This is a genomic window from Streptomyces harbinensis (assembly GCF_900116145.1).
Taxonomy (GTDB): Bacteria; Actinomycetota; Actinomycetes; order Streptomycetales; family Streptomycetaceae; genus Streptomyces; species Streptomyces carpaticus.
In genome coordinates this window covers 141,822-158,767 of record NZ_FPAB01000003.1, presented here as the reverse complement: position 1 = coordinate 158,767, position 16,946 = coordinate 141,822, and the positions used below count along the sequence as shown (strand labels likewise).

Annotated in this window: 17 protein-coding genes and 2 tRNA genes; 4 read left to right on the top strand and 15 right to left on the bottom strand. The window is 72.7% G+C overall.

Annotated features, from left to right (window positions below):
• Positions 1-11: 11 nt before the first annotated feature.
• The 3 genes from BM385_RS08455 to BM385_RS26725 all read right to left on the bottom strand — a co-directional run bounded on the left by BM385_RS08455 (position 12) and on the right by BM385_RS26725 (position 2,690).
• A complete protein-coding gene (locus BM385_RS08455) occupies positions 12-587 on the bottom strand; it encodes a hypothetical protein (protein ID WP_019435630.1) in 576 nt (191 codons plus the stop codon).
• Complete coding sequence (locus BM385_RS08450; RefSeq protein ID WP_093842677.1) at positions 584-2,320, bottom strand: PHP domain-containing protein; 1,737 nt, start codon at positions 2,318-2,320, stop codon at positions 584-586. The genes BM385_RS08455 and BM385_RS08450 overlap by 4 nt, the downstream gene beginning before the upstream one ends.
• A 184-nt stretch (positions 2,321-2,504) precedes the next feature.
• Positions 2,505-2,690 carry a hypothetical protein gene (locus tag BM385_RS26725; RefSeq protein WP_019435628.1) on the bottom strand — a complete coding sequence of 62 codons (186 nt, stop codon included), beginning with the start codon at positions 2,688-2,690 and terminating at the stop codon, positions 2,505-2,507.
• A 325-nt stretch (positions 2,691-3,015) separates the two neighbouring features.
• On the opposite strand from BM385_RS26725, the gene BM385_RS08440 reads away from it, so the two are divergent.
• Positions 3,016-4,119 carry a protein-L-isoaspartate O-methyltransferase family protein gene (locus BM385_RS08440; RefSeq protein ID WP_093842675.1) on the top strand — a complete coding sequence of 368 codons (1,104 nt, stop codon included), beginning with the start codon at positions 3,016-3,018 and terminating at the stop codon, positions 4,117-4,119.
• A 205-nt stretch (positions 4,120-4,324) separates the two neighbouring features.
• On the opposite strand, the gene arfA is transcribed toward BM385_RS08440, so the two are convergent.
• From arfA to BM385_RS08415, 5 genes are all read right to left on the bottom strand, one after another.
• Positions 4,325-5,845, bottom strand: coding sequence for an arabinosylfuranosidase ArfA (gene arfA, locus BM385_RS08435; RefSeq protein WP_019435626.1), 1,521 nt, complete (start codon positions 5,843-5,845; stop codon positions 4,325-4,327).
• Between the two features lie 208 nt (positions 5,846-6,053).
• Positions 6,054-7,073 (bottom strand): NADP-dependent oxidoreductase, encoded by a 1,020-nt coding sequence (locus BM385_RS08430; protein ID WP_037756550.1) that lies wholly within the window; start codon positions 7,071-7,073, stop codon positions 6,054-6,056.
• 89 nt (positions 7,074-7,162) lie between these two features.
• Complete coding sequence (locus BM385_RS08425) at positions 7,163-8,011, bottom strand: SMP-30/gluconolactonase/LRE family protein (protein WP_093842674.1); 849 nt, start codon at positions 8,009-8,011, stop codon at positions 7,163-7,165.
• A gap of 33 nt (positions 8,012-8,044) precedes the next feature.
• Positions 8,045-8,818 carry an IclR family transcriptional regulator gene (locus tag BM385_RS08420; RefSeq protein ID WP_093842673.1) on the bottom strand — a complete coding sequence of 258 codons (774 nt, stop codon included), beginning with the start codon at positions 8,816-8,818 and terminating at the stop codon, positions 8,045-8,047.
• A gap of 139 nt (positions 8,819-8,957) precedes the next feature.
• The gene (locus BM385_RS08415) at positions 8,958-9,248 is read right to left on the bottom strand and encodes a hypothetical protein (protein WP_019435622.1); all 291 of its coding nucleotides are present in this window, start codon (positions 9,246-9,248) and stop codon (positions 8,958-8,960) included.
• Between the two features lie 150 nt (positions 9,249-9,398).
• Here BM385_RS08415 and BM385_RS08410 point away from each other — a divergent pair.
• Together BM385_RS08410 and BM385_RS08405 are read left to right on the top strand one after the other, a co-directional pair.
• Positions 9,399-9,471 (top strand) — tRNA-Asn (locus BM385_RS08410).
• 190 nt (positions 9,472-9,661) lie between these two features.
• A tRNA-Ile gene (locus BM385_RS08405) sits at positions 9,662-9,735 on the top strand.
• A gap of 156 nt (positions 9,736-9,891) precedes the next feature.
• Here BM385_RS08405 and BM385_RS08400 read toward each other — a convergent pair.
• The 4 genes from BM385_RS08400 to BM385_RS08385 form a co-directional block, all read right to left on the bottom strand.
• Positions 9,892-10,284: a DUF6256 family protein gene (locus tag BM385_RS08400; protein ID WP_093842672.1), complete on the bottom strand. Its 393-nt coding sequence runs from the start codon at positions 10,282-10,284 to the stop codon at positions 9,892-9,894.
• Positions 10,285-10,292: 8 nt separating this feature from the next.
• Entirely contained in the window at positions 10,293-10,541 is a 249-nt protein-coding gene (locus BM385_RS08395) for a DUF6186 family protein (RefSeq protein WP_093842671.1), read from the bottom strand.
• 164 nt (positions 10,542-10,705) lie between these two features.
• Entirely contained in the window at positions 10,706-11,161 is a 456-nt protein-coding gene (locus tag BM385_RS08390) for a peptidoglycan-binding domain-containing protein (protein ID WP_093842670.1), read from the bottom strand.
• Positions 11,162-11,442: 281 nt separating this feature from the next.
• Entirely contained in the window at positions 11,443-12,087 is a 645-nt protein-coding gene (locus BM385_RS08385; RefSeq protein ID WP_093842669.1) for a TetR/AcrR family transcriptional regulator, read from the bottom strand.
• A gap of 51 nt (positions 12,088-12,138) precedes the next feature.
• Here BM385_RS08385 and BM385_RS08380 point away from each other — a divergent pair, with 51 nt between their 5' ends.
• Positions 12,139-12,903 carry an SDR family oxidoreductase gene (locus BM385_RS08380; RefSeq protein ID WP_093842668.1) on the top strand — a complete coding sequence of 255 codons (765 nt, stop codon included), beginning with the start codon at positions 12,139-12,141 and terminating at the stop codon, positions 12,901-12,903.
• 750 nt (positions 12,904-13,653) lie between these two features.
• Here BM385_RS08380 and BM385_RS08375 read toward each other — a convergent pair.
• From BM385_RS08375 to BM385_RS08365, 3 genes are all read right to left on the bottom strand, one after another.
• Positions 13,654-14,073, bottom strand: coding sequence for a hypothetical protein (locus BM385_RS08375; RefSeq protein ID WP_139275152.1), 420 nt, complete (start codon positions 14,071-14,073; stop codon positions 13,654-13,656).
• Positions 14,074-14,151: 78 nt separating this feature from the next.
• Positions 14,152-15,066: a hypothetical protein gene (locus BM385_RS08370; protein ID WP_139275151.1), complete on the bottom strand. Its 915-nt coding sequence runs from the start codon at positions 15,064-15,066 to the stop codon at positions 14,152-14,154.
• A 1,022-nt stretch (positions 15,067-16,088) separates the two neighbouring features.
• Positions 16,089-16,421, bottom strand: a complete 333-nt coding sequence (locus BM385_RS08365; RefSeq protein WP_093842665.1) for a hypothetical protein — start codon at positions 16,419-16,421, stop codon at positions 16,089-16,091.
• Between the last annotated feature and the right edge of the window lie 525 nt (positions 16,422-16,946).

Below are 16,946 nucleotides of genomic sequence, written 5' to 3'. Positions count from 1 at the left end.
GGCGCCGCGGCTCAGTCGTGGCCGGCGCCGCAGCACGGATGCGGGTCCGGCGTCTCGAACGGCACGTACGTACCGCCGAGCGCGGGCATCAGCCGCAGCAGCAGCCGGCCCGCCACCCATTCGGGGCGGACGTGCGAGCGGGTGATGAGCACCGTGTCCGGGTCGGCCGGGGCGCCGCCCAGCACCTCGGCGGCGTCGATCGCCGTGCCGGCGAGGAGTTCACCGACCGTCAGCCGGCCGGGCAGCTCCGCGCCGCCCGGGAAGTACACCGCCCGGCCGCCGTCGCGGCCGGTGTGCTCGGCGGCGGCCAGCGCGGCGCCCGCGCCCGCCTCCGTACCGAATCGCAGGCCCGCCGGGCCCGCCACCGTGCCGAGGCCGTCAAGGATCGCCTCGGCTGCGGCGGCGGGCACCGCGAGCGACAGGGCGAGGCCCGGCCGCTCGCCCGGCGGACGCACCCGGTGGGTGCAGGCGAACGCACCGGCCGGCAGCGGGAGCACGTCCGCCAGCCGGTGCAGTACCTGGTCGGCGGCGCGCAGGGTCGCGGTGTGCGGCCCGGCGTCGATGCCGATGACGTGCGGGGCCGTCACGAAGGCAGCACCCAGATCGGGTTGGCGTAGAACCACAGGTCGCGCCACGGGTCGGCGTCCCCCACCACGTCCAGCGCCGGGCCGTGCGGGTCGGTGGCCGCGCCGTGCAGCCCCACCTGCGAGCGGTTGCCGTCGGTGCCGCGCACCCGGACGTACAGCGGGCGGTCCACCTTGCCCAGCCGGTAGGTGAGGGTGACGGAGCCGGTCGACCTGTTCACCTCGAAGGACTTGGCGACCTTGGTACCCGGGGCGCGGAAGCCGTCGCGGTCGCGCGCCTCGCCGGTGACCTCGCCCCGGATGACGTCCACCCGGGCCAGCGTGGGCACGAAGCCCGCCCAGTTGGCGCCGTTCGCCAGCGCGATCTCCAGCCGCAGCTCCACCTCGGTGCCGCGCCGCACCTGCAGGGTGCCGCCGAGGGTGGCGCTGCGGTTGCCGCCGCGCAGCTGGGCGTCGAGGCCGGAGATCAGCCCGCCGTGGTCCACCCAGACCCGGCCGTCACGGATGCCCTCCATGACGGCGGCGTAGGAGAAGCCGGTGGCACCGACGTGGGTGCGGGAGTACTGGCCGGGCCAGTAGTCGCCGGCGTTCAGGTTGAGGCCGCCGGAGTAGACCGGGTCGCCGTGGTAGCCGTCGCGGTCGAAGTCGGTGTCGGCCGGGCGGGTGGCGGTGTCGGCGTAGTTGCTGTGGGAGTCGGAGTTGGCGCTGATCCACCAGGGCTTGCCCTCGGCGAGCAGGCTGTCCCACAGGCCGCCGACGGTGGCGGTCATCCAGTCGAACCCGCCCCAGGTGCGGTAGCTCTCGGCCGGGTAGGCCGGGAAGGAGCCGGCGCCCGGGCTGGAGTCGTAGTAGCCGCGCCCGCCGCCGGGGCCGCCCGGCTCGGCGATGCCGGCGGCCTGGTGGCCGGGGGCGCCCTCCATGCCGACCGCGATGGTGGGCTGCGCGTCGCGCCAGGCGCGGATCTCGTGCGGGGAGTCGATGCCCTTGCGGGAGGGGTGGTTGGCGAGCATGAGCGCGTCCTTGACCTTCCGGCGCTGCACCTGCTCGGCGAGGAAGTCGAGGCCGGAGATGGCCAGGGCCTCGTTCTCGGGGGTGTCGGCGGAGGCGTTGTTGACGCTGCCGTCGTAACCGATCTCGAACCGCTTGAGGACGTCCACCTCGTTCTTGCCGGGGTGGACGAAGACGGTGGCGTGCTCGGCGGCCGGGATGTTCCACTCCAGGCCCTGGAAGACCAGGGTGTCGGGGAAGCTCTCCCGCGCGGCCTTGATGTCGGGGTTGACCTTCTCGACGCCGATCCGGGAGTGGTTGAGGCTGCCGTGGTCGGTGATGACCATCCAGTCCAGGCCGTAGCGGGCACCGTTGCGCACCTGGTCGGCGACCCGGTACTGGGCGTCGGAGCTGTACTGGGTGTGGATGTGGTGGTCGCCGGCCAGCCACAGCATCCGGCGGTTGCCGCGGCCGTTCCCGTTGCCGTGGTTGCCGGTGGGGCGGGTCCCGGGGGCCGCGGCGGCGGCCTGGAAGGCGGAGGAGCCCAGCACGCTCGCGCCGGCCACCCCGGCGCCCAGCAGACCGGCCCGGCGCAGCATGGTCCGGCGGGAGAGCTGATCGGGGCTCAGTTCGCTGTCCGGGACGGCGGTGTCCAGGGCGGCGGGCAGCGGCCCGGTCTCCGGGTCGTGGTCGTGCCGGTGGTCGTGGTCGTGAGCATGGCCGTGATGGTGGTGGTGTCCGTGCCCCATGGGATAGCTCCTGTGGTCGCCGGGGGTAGCTGCCGCAGGCACTCTGGAAGTGGCAGATGAACACAAACCCGTATCGATGCCACGAGCAGAAGAACAGCGGCGGAGGATGCCCCGCACCCGGCGGCCCGGCCGAGGGGCGGCGGCCCCGGTCCCGCACCGGCACCGCCGCCCCGCCCCGACCCGGTCAGCGACCCGGCGCCTGGACCTGTCCGCCGTGCTCGGCCCCGGGGCCGCTCCCGCCGCCGGCCTCACCGGCGCTGACGGCCGTCCCGCCGGCCAGCACGAGCAGTCCGGCGGCCAGCGCCCCGGCCCCTAACGCGGCCAGATTGCGGCGCCCGGTGGGCCTGCGATGCTTGCTGTGACGACGCATGGGGCTCTCTCCGGGGACTGATGCCGACCTGTACACCTCAAACTAGAAAGCGCTTGTCCCACCGTCAATCCTCCCCACGCGCACCTTCCGTGAGGATCGGGCCACGGAATGGTCACGTCCGCACGGTGCTCACCCCACGCGGGCGGTGACGCACAGATCCCGGCGGTGCACCACCGCCACCGCCGGCACGAGCGAGAGCGCCTCACCCCCGCCGTCCGCTCCCGTGTCCGGGCCTGAATATGCCTTTGTCCCGTTCCCGCCTGCCCTGTGGCTTCCTCTCCCTCCTGCGGCTTGCACGGCTTTTGGGCCGGGTAGAGCGCCTTGCATGGAACCGCCCCGGGCCCACGCCCCGCCGCCGATCGCCGACGCGCTGATCCGGGTGCCCCGGCACGCGTTCATCCCGGCCGCCGCCTGGGTCGAGCCGGCCGCCGGGGACGGGTACTGGATCGACCGGGACCGCGATCCGGACCGCTGGTGGCGGGCCGTGTGCACGGACACCGTCATCTACACCCAACTCGACGACGGCGCCACCGAACTGACCCCGCACAACGCGGCACGCGCCTTCGCGCCCACCTGCTCCGCGTCCAGTCCGCTGCTCATCGCCGCCTTTCTGCGGCATCTCGCACCCGCCCCCGGGGACCGGATCCTGGAGGTCGGCACCGGCACCGGCTGGACGGCCGCCCTGCTCGCCGACCTCACCGGCGACCCCGGGCGGGTGACCACCGTCGAGATAGACCCCGCGCTGGCGGCGACCGCCGCCGCGGCCCTGCGCGCCGCCGGGCCGCCACCCCGGCTGGTGGTCGGGGACGGAACGCACGGCGTGCCGGAGCACGCTCCCTTCGACCGGCTGCACATCACCGCCGGGGTGCGGGAGATCCCGTACGCCTGGATCGAGCAGACCCGGCCCGGCGGGGTGATCGTGCTGCCGTACGCGCCCGTGATGCGGCTGCTGCGGCTGGTGGTGGCCGGGGACGGGACGGCGCTGGGCACCTTCCACGAGGACTGCGCGTTCATGCTGCTCCGCTCCCAGCGCCCTCCGGCTCCGCCCGCCGCGACCGCCCCGGCCCCCGACCGGGTCCGGGCCCTGGAGCGGGATCCGGCGCCGCTGCTCGACCCGCCGCCCGGGCTCCAGTTGCTGTTCGACGTGCTCATCGGCGACCTGCCGTGGGAGGACCGCACCGGCACGCTGGTCCTGGACGCCGCCGGGTCGCGGGCGACGGTACGCGAGGGCCGCGTCATCCAGCGCGGACCGCGCGACCTGTGGGACGAGGCGGAGCGCGTGCACGCGGTATGGACCGACCGGGGCGAGCCCGGTCCGGACCGGATGGGCCTGCGGCTCACCCGGGAGCGGCAGTACGTCTGGCTGGATGATCCGGCCTTCGCGGTGGCGGACATCCTCACCACGAGAGGGGAGACGGAGCATGGCTGACTGTGGAGCGTGCACGGGCAAGGGGTGGGTCTGGGTGCACGACGACGGCAGACGCCGCAAGGTGGACTGCCCGGTGTGCACCCAGCGTTAGCCCCGCGCCCGTCGCGCATGGGCGGGACCGCCGGCGCCCGGGATGGACGGGCGGCGGCGGTCCCGGTCGGCGGGCGCCGCGCGGCGGATGGGGCCGCGCGGCGGATGGGCCCGGTTACGCGAGCCGGATGACGTTCCAGGACAGCGGCTCCAGGGTGGCCTTCAGCGTGCCGTCCGCCAGCGCGGTGCCGGTGGCGGCGTGCGGGGTGACCCGCTCCGGGTCGTCCAGGGTGTTGCGGGCCTCGGGGTCCGCGTCGGAGAGCACCGAGTGCTCGACGACCCGGGTCAGGTCCAGGCCGTGCAGCACCGCCTCCAGCGGCAGCGCCTCGGTCTGGCTGCGGTTGACCGCGAAGATCGTGACCTCGCCGGTCTCGTCGTTCTTCACCGCCGTGGTGTGCAGCAGGTCGACGGTGCCGAACTGCTTGGTCTCGTACGTCGGCGAGTCGGCCCGCACGTCCAGCACCGTGCCGCGCCCGTAGCGCGAGGCGGCGGCGAACGGGAAGAAGGTGGTCTGCCGCCAGGCCGGGCCGCCGGGCTCGGCGAGGATCGGGGCGATGACGTTCACCAGCTGCGCCAGGCAGGCCACCTTGACCCGGTCCGCGTGCCGCAGCAGCGCGATGAGCAGCGAGCCGAAGACGACGGCGTCCACCACGCTGTAGTGGTTCTCCAGCAGCCGGGGCGCCTCGGCCCAGTCCTCCTGCGGCGGGTCGGTGTGGGCCGGGGCCTCCGGGTTCATGTACCAGACGTTCCACTCGTCGAAGGAGAGGTTGATGCGCTTCTCCGACTTGAGCTTGGCGCCGACGTGGTCGCAGGTGGCGACGATCTTCTCGATGAAGGACTCGGTGTCCACCGCGGAGGCCAGGAACGAGTCGCGGTCCCCGTCCCGCTCCTCGTAGTAGGCGTGCAGGGAGACGTGGTCGACCAGCTCGTAGGCGTGCTCCAGCACGGTGGCTTCCCACGCGGCGAAGGTGTCCATGCCGGAGTTGGAGCTGCCGCAGGCGACGAGTTCGACGTCCGGGTCGATCTGCCGCATGGCGCGGGCGGTCTCGGCGGCGAGCCGGCCGTACTCCTCGGCCGTCTTGTGGCCGGTCTGCCAGGGGCCGTCCATCTCGTTGCCCAGGCACCACAGCCGGATGTCGAACGGGTCCTTGTCGCCGTGCGCGGCGCGCAGGTCGGACAGGGCGGTGCCGCCGGGGTGGTTGGCGTACTCCTGGAGTTCCAGGGCCTCGGCGACGCCGCGGGTGCCGAGGTTGACGGCCATCATCGGGGTGCCGCCGACCTTGCGGACGAAGTCGATGAACTCGCTGAGCCCGAACTGATTCGTCTCGGTGGAGCGCCAGGCCAGGTCGAGACGGCGCGGCCGGTCCTCCTTGGGGCCGACGCTGTCCTCCCACTTGTAGCCGGAGACGAAGTTGCCGCCGGGGTAGCGGATGGCGGTGACGCCCAGCTCCCGCACCAGGTCCAGGACGTCGGTGCGCAGGCCGGCGGCGTCGGCGGCCGGGTGGCCGGGTTCGTAGATGCCGGTGTAGACGCAGCGTCCCAGGTGCTCCACGAAGGAGCCGAAGAGCCGCGGGTCCACCTCGGAGACGGCGAAGGCGGGGTCGAGGGTGAAGCGGGCGGTCTGCTGAGCACTCATGCGGGTCCCTGACTGACTGAACGGTGTTGTTCGATGATGTTCGCTATTTCGTACATCGATCGCAGCTTCGAACAAAAAGAAAATCTATGGCGGGACGGAGCCGGCGTCAACGGGGTCCGCCGGCGGCCGGACCGCACACGGCGGTGGCCCGGGACGTACGGCCGTACCCGCCGCCGCCCCGGGCCACCGCCGCCCGGCCGTCCCCGCGCTACAACCGCACCAGCATCTTCCCGGTGTTGGCGCCGCGCAGCATGCCGAGGAACGCGTCCACCGCGTTCTCGATCCCGTCCACCACGGTCTCCTCGTACTTCAGCTCACCCGAGCGCACCCAGCCGCTCACCTGCTCGACGAACCGGGGCCGCAGCCGCTGGTGGTCGGCCACCAGCATCCCCTCGATCCGCAGCCGCTTCCCGATCACCAGGCTCAGATTGCGCGGCGCGGCCGGCGGCTCGGTGGCGTTGTAGAGCGAGATCATCCCGCAGATCACCGCCCGGCCATGGACGTTGAACGCGTCGATCGCCGCCTCCAGATGCTCCCCGCCCACATTGTCGAAGTAGACGTCGATGCCGTCCGGCGCCGCCGCGGCCAGCTGCTCGGTGACCGGCGTCGGCTCCTTGTAGTCGAACGCCGCGTCGAAGCCCAGCTCCTCGGTCAGCCAGCGCACCTTCTCCGCCGACCCGGCGCTGCCGATCACCCGGCCCGCGCCCAGCAGCCGCGCCAGCTGGCCCACCTCACTGCCCACCGCGCCGGCCGCGCCCGAGACGAACACCGTGTCGCCCTCCGCCAGCCGGGCCACGTCCACCAGGCCCGCGTACGCGGTCAGCCCGGTCATCCCCAGCACCCCGAGATAGGCGCTGAGCGGCGCGTCCTCCTCCGACACCCGGGCGGCCCGGGCGGCGTCCAGCACCGCGTGCGTACGCCAGCCAAGACCGTGCAGCACATGGTCACCCGGCGCGAACCCGGTGACGTCCTCCCCCACCGCCAGCACCTCGCCGACCGCGCCGCCGTCCATCGGCTGATCCAGCGCGTAGGGCGGCACGTAGGAGGGCACGTCGTTCATCCGGCCCCGCATATAGGGGTCCACCGACAGATAGAGATTGCGGACCAGCAGCCGGCCGGGCCCGGGGGCCTCCAGCGGCACCTCGCGCAGCGCGAAGACCTCCGGGGCGGGCTCCCCCTCGGGGCGCGCCACCAGATGCCAGGCGCGGCCGGTCGTGGGCAGGGACATGCGGACCTCCAGGAGCGGTGCGGGGACGACGGTGGCTTCCGCACCCACCATCGCACCCGCGGACGCCGTCCGCCCGTCCGCCCGTTCCCTCAGCCCGCGAAGGCCGGCTGCGGCAGCCCCCGTCCCGCGTCCGGCAGTACCAGCACCGAACCGGCCAGCGGCTCGACCGCCGGGTCGGTGCCGACCGCGGCGGTCGTGATGTACAGATCGCTCAGCCCGGCGCCGCCGAAGGCGCAGGCGGTCGGCTGGGAGACGCGCAGCCGCACCGTACGGTCCAGCTCGCCCGCCGGGGTGTACCGCCGCACCGCGCCGCCGCCCCAGAACGCCACCCACACACAGCCGTCCGCGTCCACCGTCAGCCCGTCCGGCGAGCCCGGCACCGAGCTGGTGTCCACCAGCGGGGCACGGCGCACCTCGCCGCTGTCGGTGAAGGTCAGCACGTCCACCCGCCGGGTGGGGGTGTCCACGTAGTAGGCGCGGGCGCCGTCCGGGCTCCAGCCCAGGCCGTTGCTGATGGTGACCTCCGGCAGCACGGTGTGGACGGTGCCGTCCGTGTCCACCCGGATCAGCGAGCCGCCGCCGGGCGCCTCGTCGTAGCGCATGCTGCCCGCCCACAGCGAACCGTCCGGGGCCACCGCCGCGTCATTGCCCCGCCGGCCCGGCACCGGCTCGCGGTGCAGCCAGCGGAAACCGGTGCCGTCCGCCTCGTACAGGCCGATCCCGTCCCGCAGGTTGAGCACCAGACCGCCGCCGGCGCGCGGCTTGGCCGCGCCCACGTGCTGCTCGACGGGCAGCACGGTGCGCCGGCCGGTCGCCGGGTCGAAGAGATGGACGCGGGAGCCCAGGATGTCCACCCAGATCAGCCGCCCGGCCGCCGGATCCCAGGTCGGCCCCTCCCCCAGCTCGGCCCTGGCGCGTATCGCGACGTCGAGTGCCACGCGAACCCTTTCCCTCGATGGATGTCTGCTCTGCTACTGCTGACGGGCGCCGTGGTGGCCCAGCCGCTCCGAGAGATCGGCCGCGCCCCGGACGGCGAGACCCGCCAGTTCCTCCTGGCGCTCCGCGCTCCAGCGGATCATCGGCACCGAGACGGACAGCGCGGCCACCACCCGGCCGGACCGGTCCCGTACCGGGGCGGCCACACAGCTCACGTCCGGGTTGGACTCCCGCTGCTCGTACGCGATGCCCCGCTCCCGCACCCGGGCCAGCTCCGCGCGCAACGCCTCGGGCGAGGTGAGGGAGTTGGGGGTCATGGCGGTCAGCTCGGCGGGCAGCCGGGCGGCCAGCTCCGCCGGCGGCAGGGCGGCGAGCAGCATCTTGCCGACCGCCGTGCAGTGCGCGGGCAGCCGGCGGCCGGTGGCGGAGACCATCCGTACGGCGTGGGTGCTGTCGACCTTGGCGATGTAGATGACGTCGGCGTCCTCCAGGACGGCGACGTGGACGGTCTCCCCGCAGGTCTCGGCCACCGCGCGGGCCACCTGCTGGCCCTCGGCGGCGAGGTCGAGCTGCTCGGCGTAGCGGCTGCCCAGCTGGTAGGTCCGCACGCCGAGCCGGTAGCGGCCGGGCTGCTCGGGGACCGGGACGAGATAGGAACGTGCCGCGAGCGTGGTGACCAGCTCGTGCACGGTGGTGCGCGGGAGCTGGAGTCTGCGGGTGATCTCGGGCGCGGAGAGGGTGCCGTCCCCTTCCAGGAACAGTTCCAATATGTCCAACGCCCGGCTGACCGCCGGTACGCGACGCCCCATGACCGCGGCCTCCGCTCGCTCACTGTTCGGCATGCCGGTCAGTTGCCGGGATGCCGAACAGCACGCTACCGAGCGGGGCCCGCCCCGGGCAAGAGGCGGCCAACGGGTACGGCCGGGCCGGGTACCGCGCGGGTACCGGTCAGGCCACATCCTCCTCCAGCGCCTGGGCCCGCCCGGAGCGGCGGACCTCGCGCAGCTTCTCCACCACCGGGTCGGGCAGCCGGTCACCGGCCCGGTCCACCACCGCACCCGCCGCCGCGGCGGCGGCCTGGCGGCCGGTCTGGTTGGCGGTGTCCATACTGTTGCGCACGGCCGGCTTGTCCAGGAACCGCCGTGCGGCGTCCGCGATCTGGTCGTACCGCTCCCGCCCGGCCCGGGCCCCGAGCACGTAACCGACCGCGGCGCCCGCCACGAAGATGAGCTTGCGCATGGGATGCGTCCTTCCTCGTACGTACTGTCTGTCGTACTTTCGGGCGCCCCGGCAACCGATTTCGAAGCACCGCCTCACATGCGCTAATGTATTGCCCGCAGCGAGGGAACGCCCCCGGAGCAAACCGGCGAGCAGACCCGAGCGGCGCAGTCCCCTGTAGCTCAATTGGCAGAGCAGCCGGCTGTTAACCGGCAGGTTACTGGTTCGAGTCCAGTCGGGGGAGCATCACTCGAAGGGCCCCGTTCAGGGGCCCTTCGGCGTTCCTGTGCATCACCGCCCGCGGACCGGGAACCGATCACCCCATGGGCGCTGTCCTAGCCTCCGTACAACCGCCCCCGGGCCGGGCGGGAGATCGTATGAGCAGCTATGCTGCGGCAGACGGCGCGCACATGTGTGCGCGGCTCGCCGTACATGGGGCGGTAGCTCAGCCGGTTAGAGCAACGGACTCATAATCCGTCGGCCGTGGGTTCGAGTCCCACCCGCCCCACCCCGGCAGGCCGGGCGCGCACTGCGCCCGGCCTTCGGGCTGTCAGGAGGACGGCGGGCGGCATGGCGGGGACAGCACCTCGTCGGAGAGGGACGGGGCGGCCCCGCGGTCCCCGACCGGGTGCCCGGTGCGGCCCACCGGGCGGTGGGCGCTCGCTCAGGGCCGGGCCGCATCCCGTCCACCCGGAGACCGCCGCCCGCGCCGCCGCCGCGCGGCGGGCCGGGTGGCGAGCCAGGTCAGGGCGAGGAAAAGAGGAAGGGTCAGGCCCATCAGGAGCAGCGTCCCGGTGATGGCGTGCAGCACGAAGCCGGGGCTGTGCCGGGCGAGCCCTCCGTAGTAGCCGAGGATCACCAGCATGAGCAGCAGCCAGCCACCGAGGTAGGTGCTGACGACCTGCAGGATGAGTCCGGGCCACCCACGCCGATGCGGCCGGACGGGCTGGGGCCGGGCACGCGGCGCACGGCGGAGGATGCACAGCCCGGTCGCGAGGTAGATCATCACCAGCACATAGACGACGCAGACGGTGACGAAGGCGAGGGTGTCGGCCATGCCGTCGCCTAGGCGACGGGGCCACGGAGCAGGAAGTGCCACCCCTGGACAAAGGCGTGCCACCCGAACCAGAGCCAGGCGGCGAAGAGCACCCACCGGCCGAACTGGTAGCGCATCACCGCCTTGAGGGTCTGACTGAGGGTGGGAAAGGAATCGGTCGGATGCAGCAGTCCGATGGCTTCCCAGGCGAACAGGCAGGCGAAGAGGACCGCCCACACCAGATAGCCGATCCGCGCGTGCTGCGGCAGGTCATCCATGCAGCGATGATCACGCACCGCCAGGAACCCGGCCGGAACCGACGTACGGTCATCCGTGCGACACGGGGCAGGGTCCTTCGCCGCGCCGGCTGCGCCCGCGTGGCCGCCGGCTGGTGTGCCGTGAGCCTCGGCGGGCGCAGCGCCCGGCGCGGTGGTGGGTCACCTCAGCAGTACGTCCAGCCATCGGCGGCCCGCTTGATCGCGGCCAGGGTCTCGGGGCCCGCGATCCCGTCGATCGGACCGGTGTAGCCCTCGTTCGCCTGGAGCCCGCGCTGCAACGCGCTGATCGTGCCGCTGCCCACGATTCCGTCGATCGGACCGGTGTAGCCCCAGTGTGCGGCCAGGTTGCGCTGGAACGCCTTCCAGCTTTCGGTGCCCAGCAGCCCGTCGATGGCACCCGTGTAGCCCCAGTGATCCCGCAGCCAGCACTGAACGTGCTTGGCCTCGTCGGTGGTCAGGCCCAGATTGACCACCTCGAGCGGTACCACGGACTCGTCGGCCACGGCCGCGGTCGCCGTCGGCGCGGCCACCGCCGGGCCCGCCGTCACCAGACCTCCGGCGCCGACCGCGAAGACGGCCGCCACCGTGACGAGCGTGCTGCGCATGAGCGTTGAGCGCATGTGTCCCTTCTCCTTGCCAACCGTAGGGCGGGCACGCGTGCTCCCGGGACCTCCACGGTGCCCGGGGCCACGCTGTGCACCGCTGACGAGTCGCCAGCCCATCACGCGTAGCGGATGCGGACAAAGGCGTCGCACTGCCGCCGGCACGGGTGGTCAAGATTCCCGTCCGCCTCGGTCAAACGCCCACGTTCCACAGCACCCGACGCAGATCTGGGCAGGTCTCGGCGCTCGATGACCGCTGCTCGCCGGCACCCCTGTCCCGGCGGCGGGCGCCGGCCGGTTCAGTCCTGCCGGCCGGGGGCGGGGACGGCGTCGCCGAACGACGCGGTGAGCGCCCGCGCGATCAGGTCGGGCAGCGGAGTCCGCCCGTCTTCCTCGGCCCAGCGCGTCAGCGCCGTGTGCATCGCGGCCAGGCAGGCGCTGATCGCCGCCTGAGCGCGGAACGCGGCGTCGGGATCGGGATCGGCCGTGCCGTCCCCGAGGGCGTCGGCGATGGCCTGTTGCAGGGCGTACTGGCTGTCCAGGTGCCGGGCCCGCAGGGCGGGTGTCGCGACCATGAGCCGGAGGCAGTCCAGCAGGAACCGCTCGCTCGCCACCGGACCGTCGCCGTCGCCGTAGCCGCCGGTCAGGGCCGTGGCCGCGTCGACGAGCGCGCCGCCGACGCGGTGCACCACGGGGAGGGTCGCGGACGACGCGGCGACCCGCTCGGCGATGAGCCGGGCGGGCTGGTCGATGAGCACGAGGTCCTCCTTGGTGGGGAAGTGCCGGTACACGGTCATCGCCGAGACGCCGGCGGCCTCGGCGACGTCCGCCACCGTCACCGCGTCGTAGCCGCGGTCGGTGAACATGCGCACCGCGTGCGCCTGGATGAGGCGCCGTGTCTCGGATCGCCGTCGTTCCCGCAGCGTTGGCTGTCGCTCACTCATGTGATAGACACTACCGCACTGTTAGTGACTAACACTTGAGTGGGTGACGGCATGAGTGAGCTGACGGGCACAACGGCACTGGTGACGGGCGCGTCGCGCGGCATCGGGCAGGCCGTCGCGACCCGGCTCGCGGCCGGAGGGGCCCTGGTCCTCGTGCACTTCGGCACGGACGGGAACGGGGCGGCGGCGACAGTGGAGGCGATAGAACGCGCCGGCGGGACCGCCCTCGCCGTCCGGGCCGAACTCGGCGTGGACGGCGACGTCGAGACCCTGTTCGCCGGTGTCGAGGCCGCCCTGGCCGGCCGGCCGCTCGACATCCTGGTCAACAACGCGGCAGCCGCACCGGCCGGCCCGCTCGGCACGACGACCCGGGCCGAGTTCGACCACCTGTTCGCGGTGAACGTGCGGGCGCCGTACTTCATCATCGAGCACGCGCTGGCACTGCTGCGCGAGGGCGGCCGGATCATCTCGCTCTCGTCGGTGGCGACCCGGATGGCCAACCCGGCCCAGACGTCCTTCGCCATGACCAAGGGCGCGATCGACACGATGACCAGAACCCTCGCCGGCCAGCTCGGCCCCCGCAGGATCACGGTGAACGCGGTCGCCCCCGGAGCCACCAGGACGGCGGCCAACGCAGCCGTCTTCGACGTGCCGGGCCTCACCGAACAGATCACCGGCATGACGGCGCTCGACCGGCTGGGCGGCCCCGACGACGTAGCCGACGTGGTCGCCTTCCTCGCCTCCGACGCCGCCCGCTGGATCACCGGCCAGGTCATCGACGCGAGCGGCGGCCTGTTCCTCGGCCCACGCATCTGACCACCCGGCCGGTATCCCCCGTCCAGCTCCACTGGGCCCGGAAGGGCCTGAGATCGCTGAGGCACGACTCCCGCAACCCGGTCACGTGCGTTTCCTGCACGAGTGCACTGGTGCCGGCGTCCTGCGTCGTGTGGACCGGATTCTTACGTTCGTCCGGCGTTTCGGACGGCCCGGGTCGCGGCTCTGGCGATGGTGCGGATGGCTTCGGCGAGGTGGTGTTCCCGTCCGTCGGCGTTGAGTTGGGGGAGGTGGCGGGGGTTGCGGCCGGGTGCGGTGACGGCGATGAGGGCGATAAGGGTGGCGCGGAACGTCCAGGAGCACGCCACCCGGCGACCCACCCGGCTCGCGCACCGCCGGATGCCCCAGCCACTGGCTGGGCCGTCCACGCGGGGGCAGACCCCAAGCGGCAGGGTGGCCCACCGCGAAAAGTGCGCACCCTCGGCAACGGACGGCGCCGGCTGCTACTGCGCGGCTGCCAGTGCGCGGCCGGCGGTGTCCGGCGTGGCCGGACAGGCCGTGCCGGTGGGCGCGGCGCGGTCACCGCGGTGCGTGACCAGGCCCCCGCCGTTGTCGATGGTCCGGAGAGACGAGTTGAAGTCATCGCGGAAGGTGATCAACGTGCGCCGCCACCCTCACCGAGGCGGACACGGGGGGTGCAGCGCGAGGCGACCGCGGCCATGATCCATTCCGATGCCGAGACGCCGTCGTCCTCGGGCTTCGATGGCCGGTCTGCCCGTGCGAGCACTCTCCTCACCAGGAACGCGGCAGTTCGACGGGGCTCGTCTCACGGTCGACGGCGACCTGGTCGGGCTCCTCGGGGTCGACGAGCAGGTGGATGCTCGAACCAGGGGCGAAACCGGCGAGGAACGCGCGGTCGATGCACACGACCAACTCAGCGTGGTGCGTGGACCCGTGAAACGGGAACCGCACGCGCAGCCGCATCCGCGGGGCCTCTTCGGTGCCGCCCCGATACCTGGCCCAGGCCGTCACGCGCCCCTGAATCCGGAGTCCACCCGGCCGGAGGCGCTCAGCGCGCGCCATCTCCTGCGCGATGGGCCGGTAGCTGCGCGTCGAGACGGTGGCGACGGTGACGGCGATGATCACGATCACCGTGAAGAAGCCGGCGATCATGAGGATCACCGGCAAGGGCATCGCTTCGCTGCTCTCCATGTGTCGCCAGGTTGGCACGGCGAGCTGTTAGGGAGGTGAACGACGGGCGAACGCTCCGTCCGCCGCCGACGGGGCCGGTCAGGTCCCGCCTCCGCTGGAGTCGGACTCGTACGGACGGTTGTCGGGGTGGTACTCGAGCGGATGGTCCGGGTCGAGCTCGACGAGGAGGTCGCCGGTGCCATCGGTGAAGACGACCACAGGTGTGCCGGGCACGGGGATCTGATGCGCCCAGGTGTTCACGCGCACCGGGATCGTCCGCTCGCCCGTGTCGTCCTGATACCGGATCGGCACGTCACCGCCCTGATCCCAGCCCTTGGGGTCCGGAAGCGCGGCGACGATGCCCATCCGCCGTACGCCCGTCTCGCGAAGCCGAAGGATCCGGGCCGCATCTCGCCGAGCCCGGCGCACGCCTCGGACGGCGAAAGGTGCCACCAGAGCACCGGCAGCCGCCACCGCGAGAGCGCCGGTCGTGAACACGGTGGCGTTCGCGACCTGCCCCCGATTCCAGCCGTCGTACGCGATCAGTTCAGGGGCGAGACGCAGGTCGCTCGCGCGCCAGGTCCACCATGCCGCCAGGGCGGCGAGACCGAGCGCAACGCCGCCGAACAACCCGGTCAGCAGGACCAGGGCGCGGGGGCGCTCGCGCATGATCAGCTCCATGCCCCGGATGTAGACACCGGCGAGGAAGAACACGGCAAGACCCGCAGCCGGGCCCCCGAGCGCGAGCCACCACCACGAGACCGGCCCCAGACCGTCCGAGAAGCCGGCGACGACGAGCCCGATCCCGGCTACCGCGAGCCCCGTACTGACGGCGAGCGCGGCGACGAGGAGCACGAAGGCGGGCCCCAGGGGTTCGAGAGAGGCACCGTGCGGCACGCGGGTGACGTTGCCGTGCTTCTCCCCATGGGTGGTGAAGACGGGCCGGTCCTTCAACCACGGCCATTCCTCGGCCATCCCGAGCCCCCTCTCCCGTCCTGCCTGGTGCATCGTCACGATTAGACCATCGACAACTGGATTCCGCCGGATGGGAGGGATGAATCCATTGGTACAACCACCACCGACCCCGCACCGGAATCGGACCCACCACCAGCCGACCGCGTCACCCACCTCCCCGGACAACACACCTGGGCCGCGCCTGCTCCCCTGAGCACTCGCTTGAGCACTGGGACGCCCACTCCGGCTCAGCCGTGATCGTTCGGCGGTGCTTTGTTTGTTGGACGGCTTGTGTCGTGGCATTGGCGATGCTGGGGGTGGTGAGGCGGATGAGAGTGGTTCCGGGGAGGGGGCGTGGGTTGGGGGCGAAGGCGAGCCGGAGGACGGGGCAGCCGTGGTGGTGGCGCGTTCGCGTTCCGGCGGTGGGTATGTGCCGTCGGAGGCGATGGCGAGGAAGCGTCCGGCGGTGAGGGCTTCGGCGTGGTGTTCTCCCCTGCTGGCGTTGAGTTGGGTGACGTGGCGGGGGTTGCGGCCGGGTGCGGTGAGGGTGGTTCGGAAGGCGATGGCGGCGGTGCGGGGGTCGGTGAGGGCGGTGGCGCGGGCGAGCATCCAGGCGGCGGAGGCGGTGGGTCCGGTGGCGGTGCGCATGGAGCCGGAGACGTCCAGGGCGATTGCGACGCGCAGGGGCGGTGGTGCGGGTCCACGGTGTTGCGGTGGGGGTGGCCCCGGCGGCGTGCTGGGCGTCGCGGGTGAGGGCCTGACGCATGGTCAGGCGTCCGGGTGGGGCAGCCGTGGACTCGTGGGTGGTGATGGGTTCGCGGTAGGCGGCGGGACGCAGGGCTCGTGCGAGGCGGCCTGCGGCGGTGTGCTCGGCGGGGTGGGCAGCCGGGTGCCGGTGACGGCCGGCGGCGGCCGGGGGTCACCGCCGGGACGGGGGTGTGAGGTCCGGTTCCCGGAGCGAAGACCGTCTTGGCGGTGCGGGCGGCGTCGTGGTGGTGGGCGGCGCCGGCTGTCTGGCCTCGGCGCGGCTGGCGCGGGCCGCTTCGACCTGCGCGTCGAGGTGGGCCTGGGCGGTGTCGTTGTCACGGATGCGGTCGGTGACCTGGCTGATCGCCTCGGCGAGCTTCCCGCGCTGTGCACCCGTTGCGGCGGGGTTGATGCCGAGGACCTGGCACCAGGGTGACCGCGTGGACCAGCATCTCCACGCCGTCGTCGGCCGCGGTGGCGTGGTCTCCCTGCCAGATGGTGGTGAGGGCTTGCATGACGTCAGGAACCAGCGTCCTGGTGACCACGGTCTCCACAACCCGCGTCTCGTCCGGGTCCAGGACCCCGGCGTCACGGCGGGCGAGAACCAGCGCGGCGGCCGTCGCGGCGCTCCACCGGTCGGTGGACAGCCTTCCGTGCATGTCGGCCATCACCAACTGGCGTACGGGGTACGGTCCAGCGGCTGTGGGCGGCGTGGGCAGCTTCATGGGTGAACACGCCCCAGGCCGCCGGGTACTGCTGCTCGTGTCCCACCTGGCGGTGGGGTCGTGCGGAGTGAACAGGGCGACGTCGATCTCCAGTTCGGCAAGTCCAGAGGACAAGGCAGCTGGCGCTCCGGAGCGGCGAGTGACAATGACGTCGCCCCGGCCGGCAATGGCCGGGCGCACGGCTACCGGGAGGCGCGGCGCCCACCCCGAGCCTGTCTCGGATGACCCCTACCCGCGCCGACGCGAACGGGTGGGGACGGCCGCCCGAGGCGGGAAACACGGTACGCACTTTCCAGCTGCCGGAGCCGACTGATGTACTTGACCTGACTGTGCAACAAGGCCACCCTTGCTCCACTTCGGAACCTCCAGTGCACCCGGAATCCCTGAGTCGCACCGAAGGAAAATGTCTACCTTGCACCCTTTGACCAACCGGAAGAGCCGGAGAGCCCATCACACACAGCCATCTGC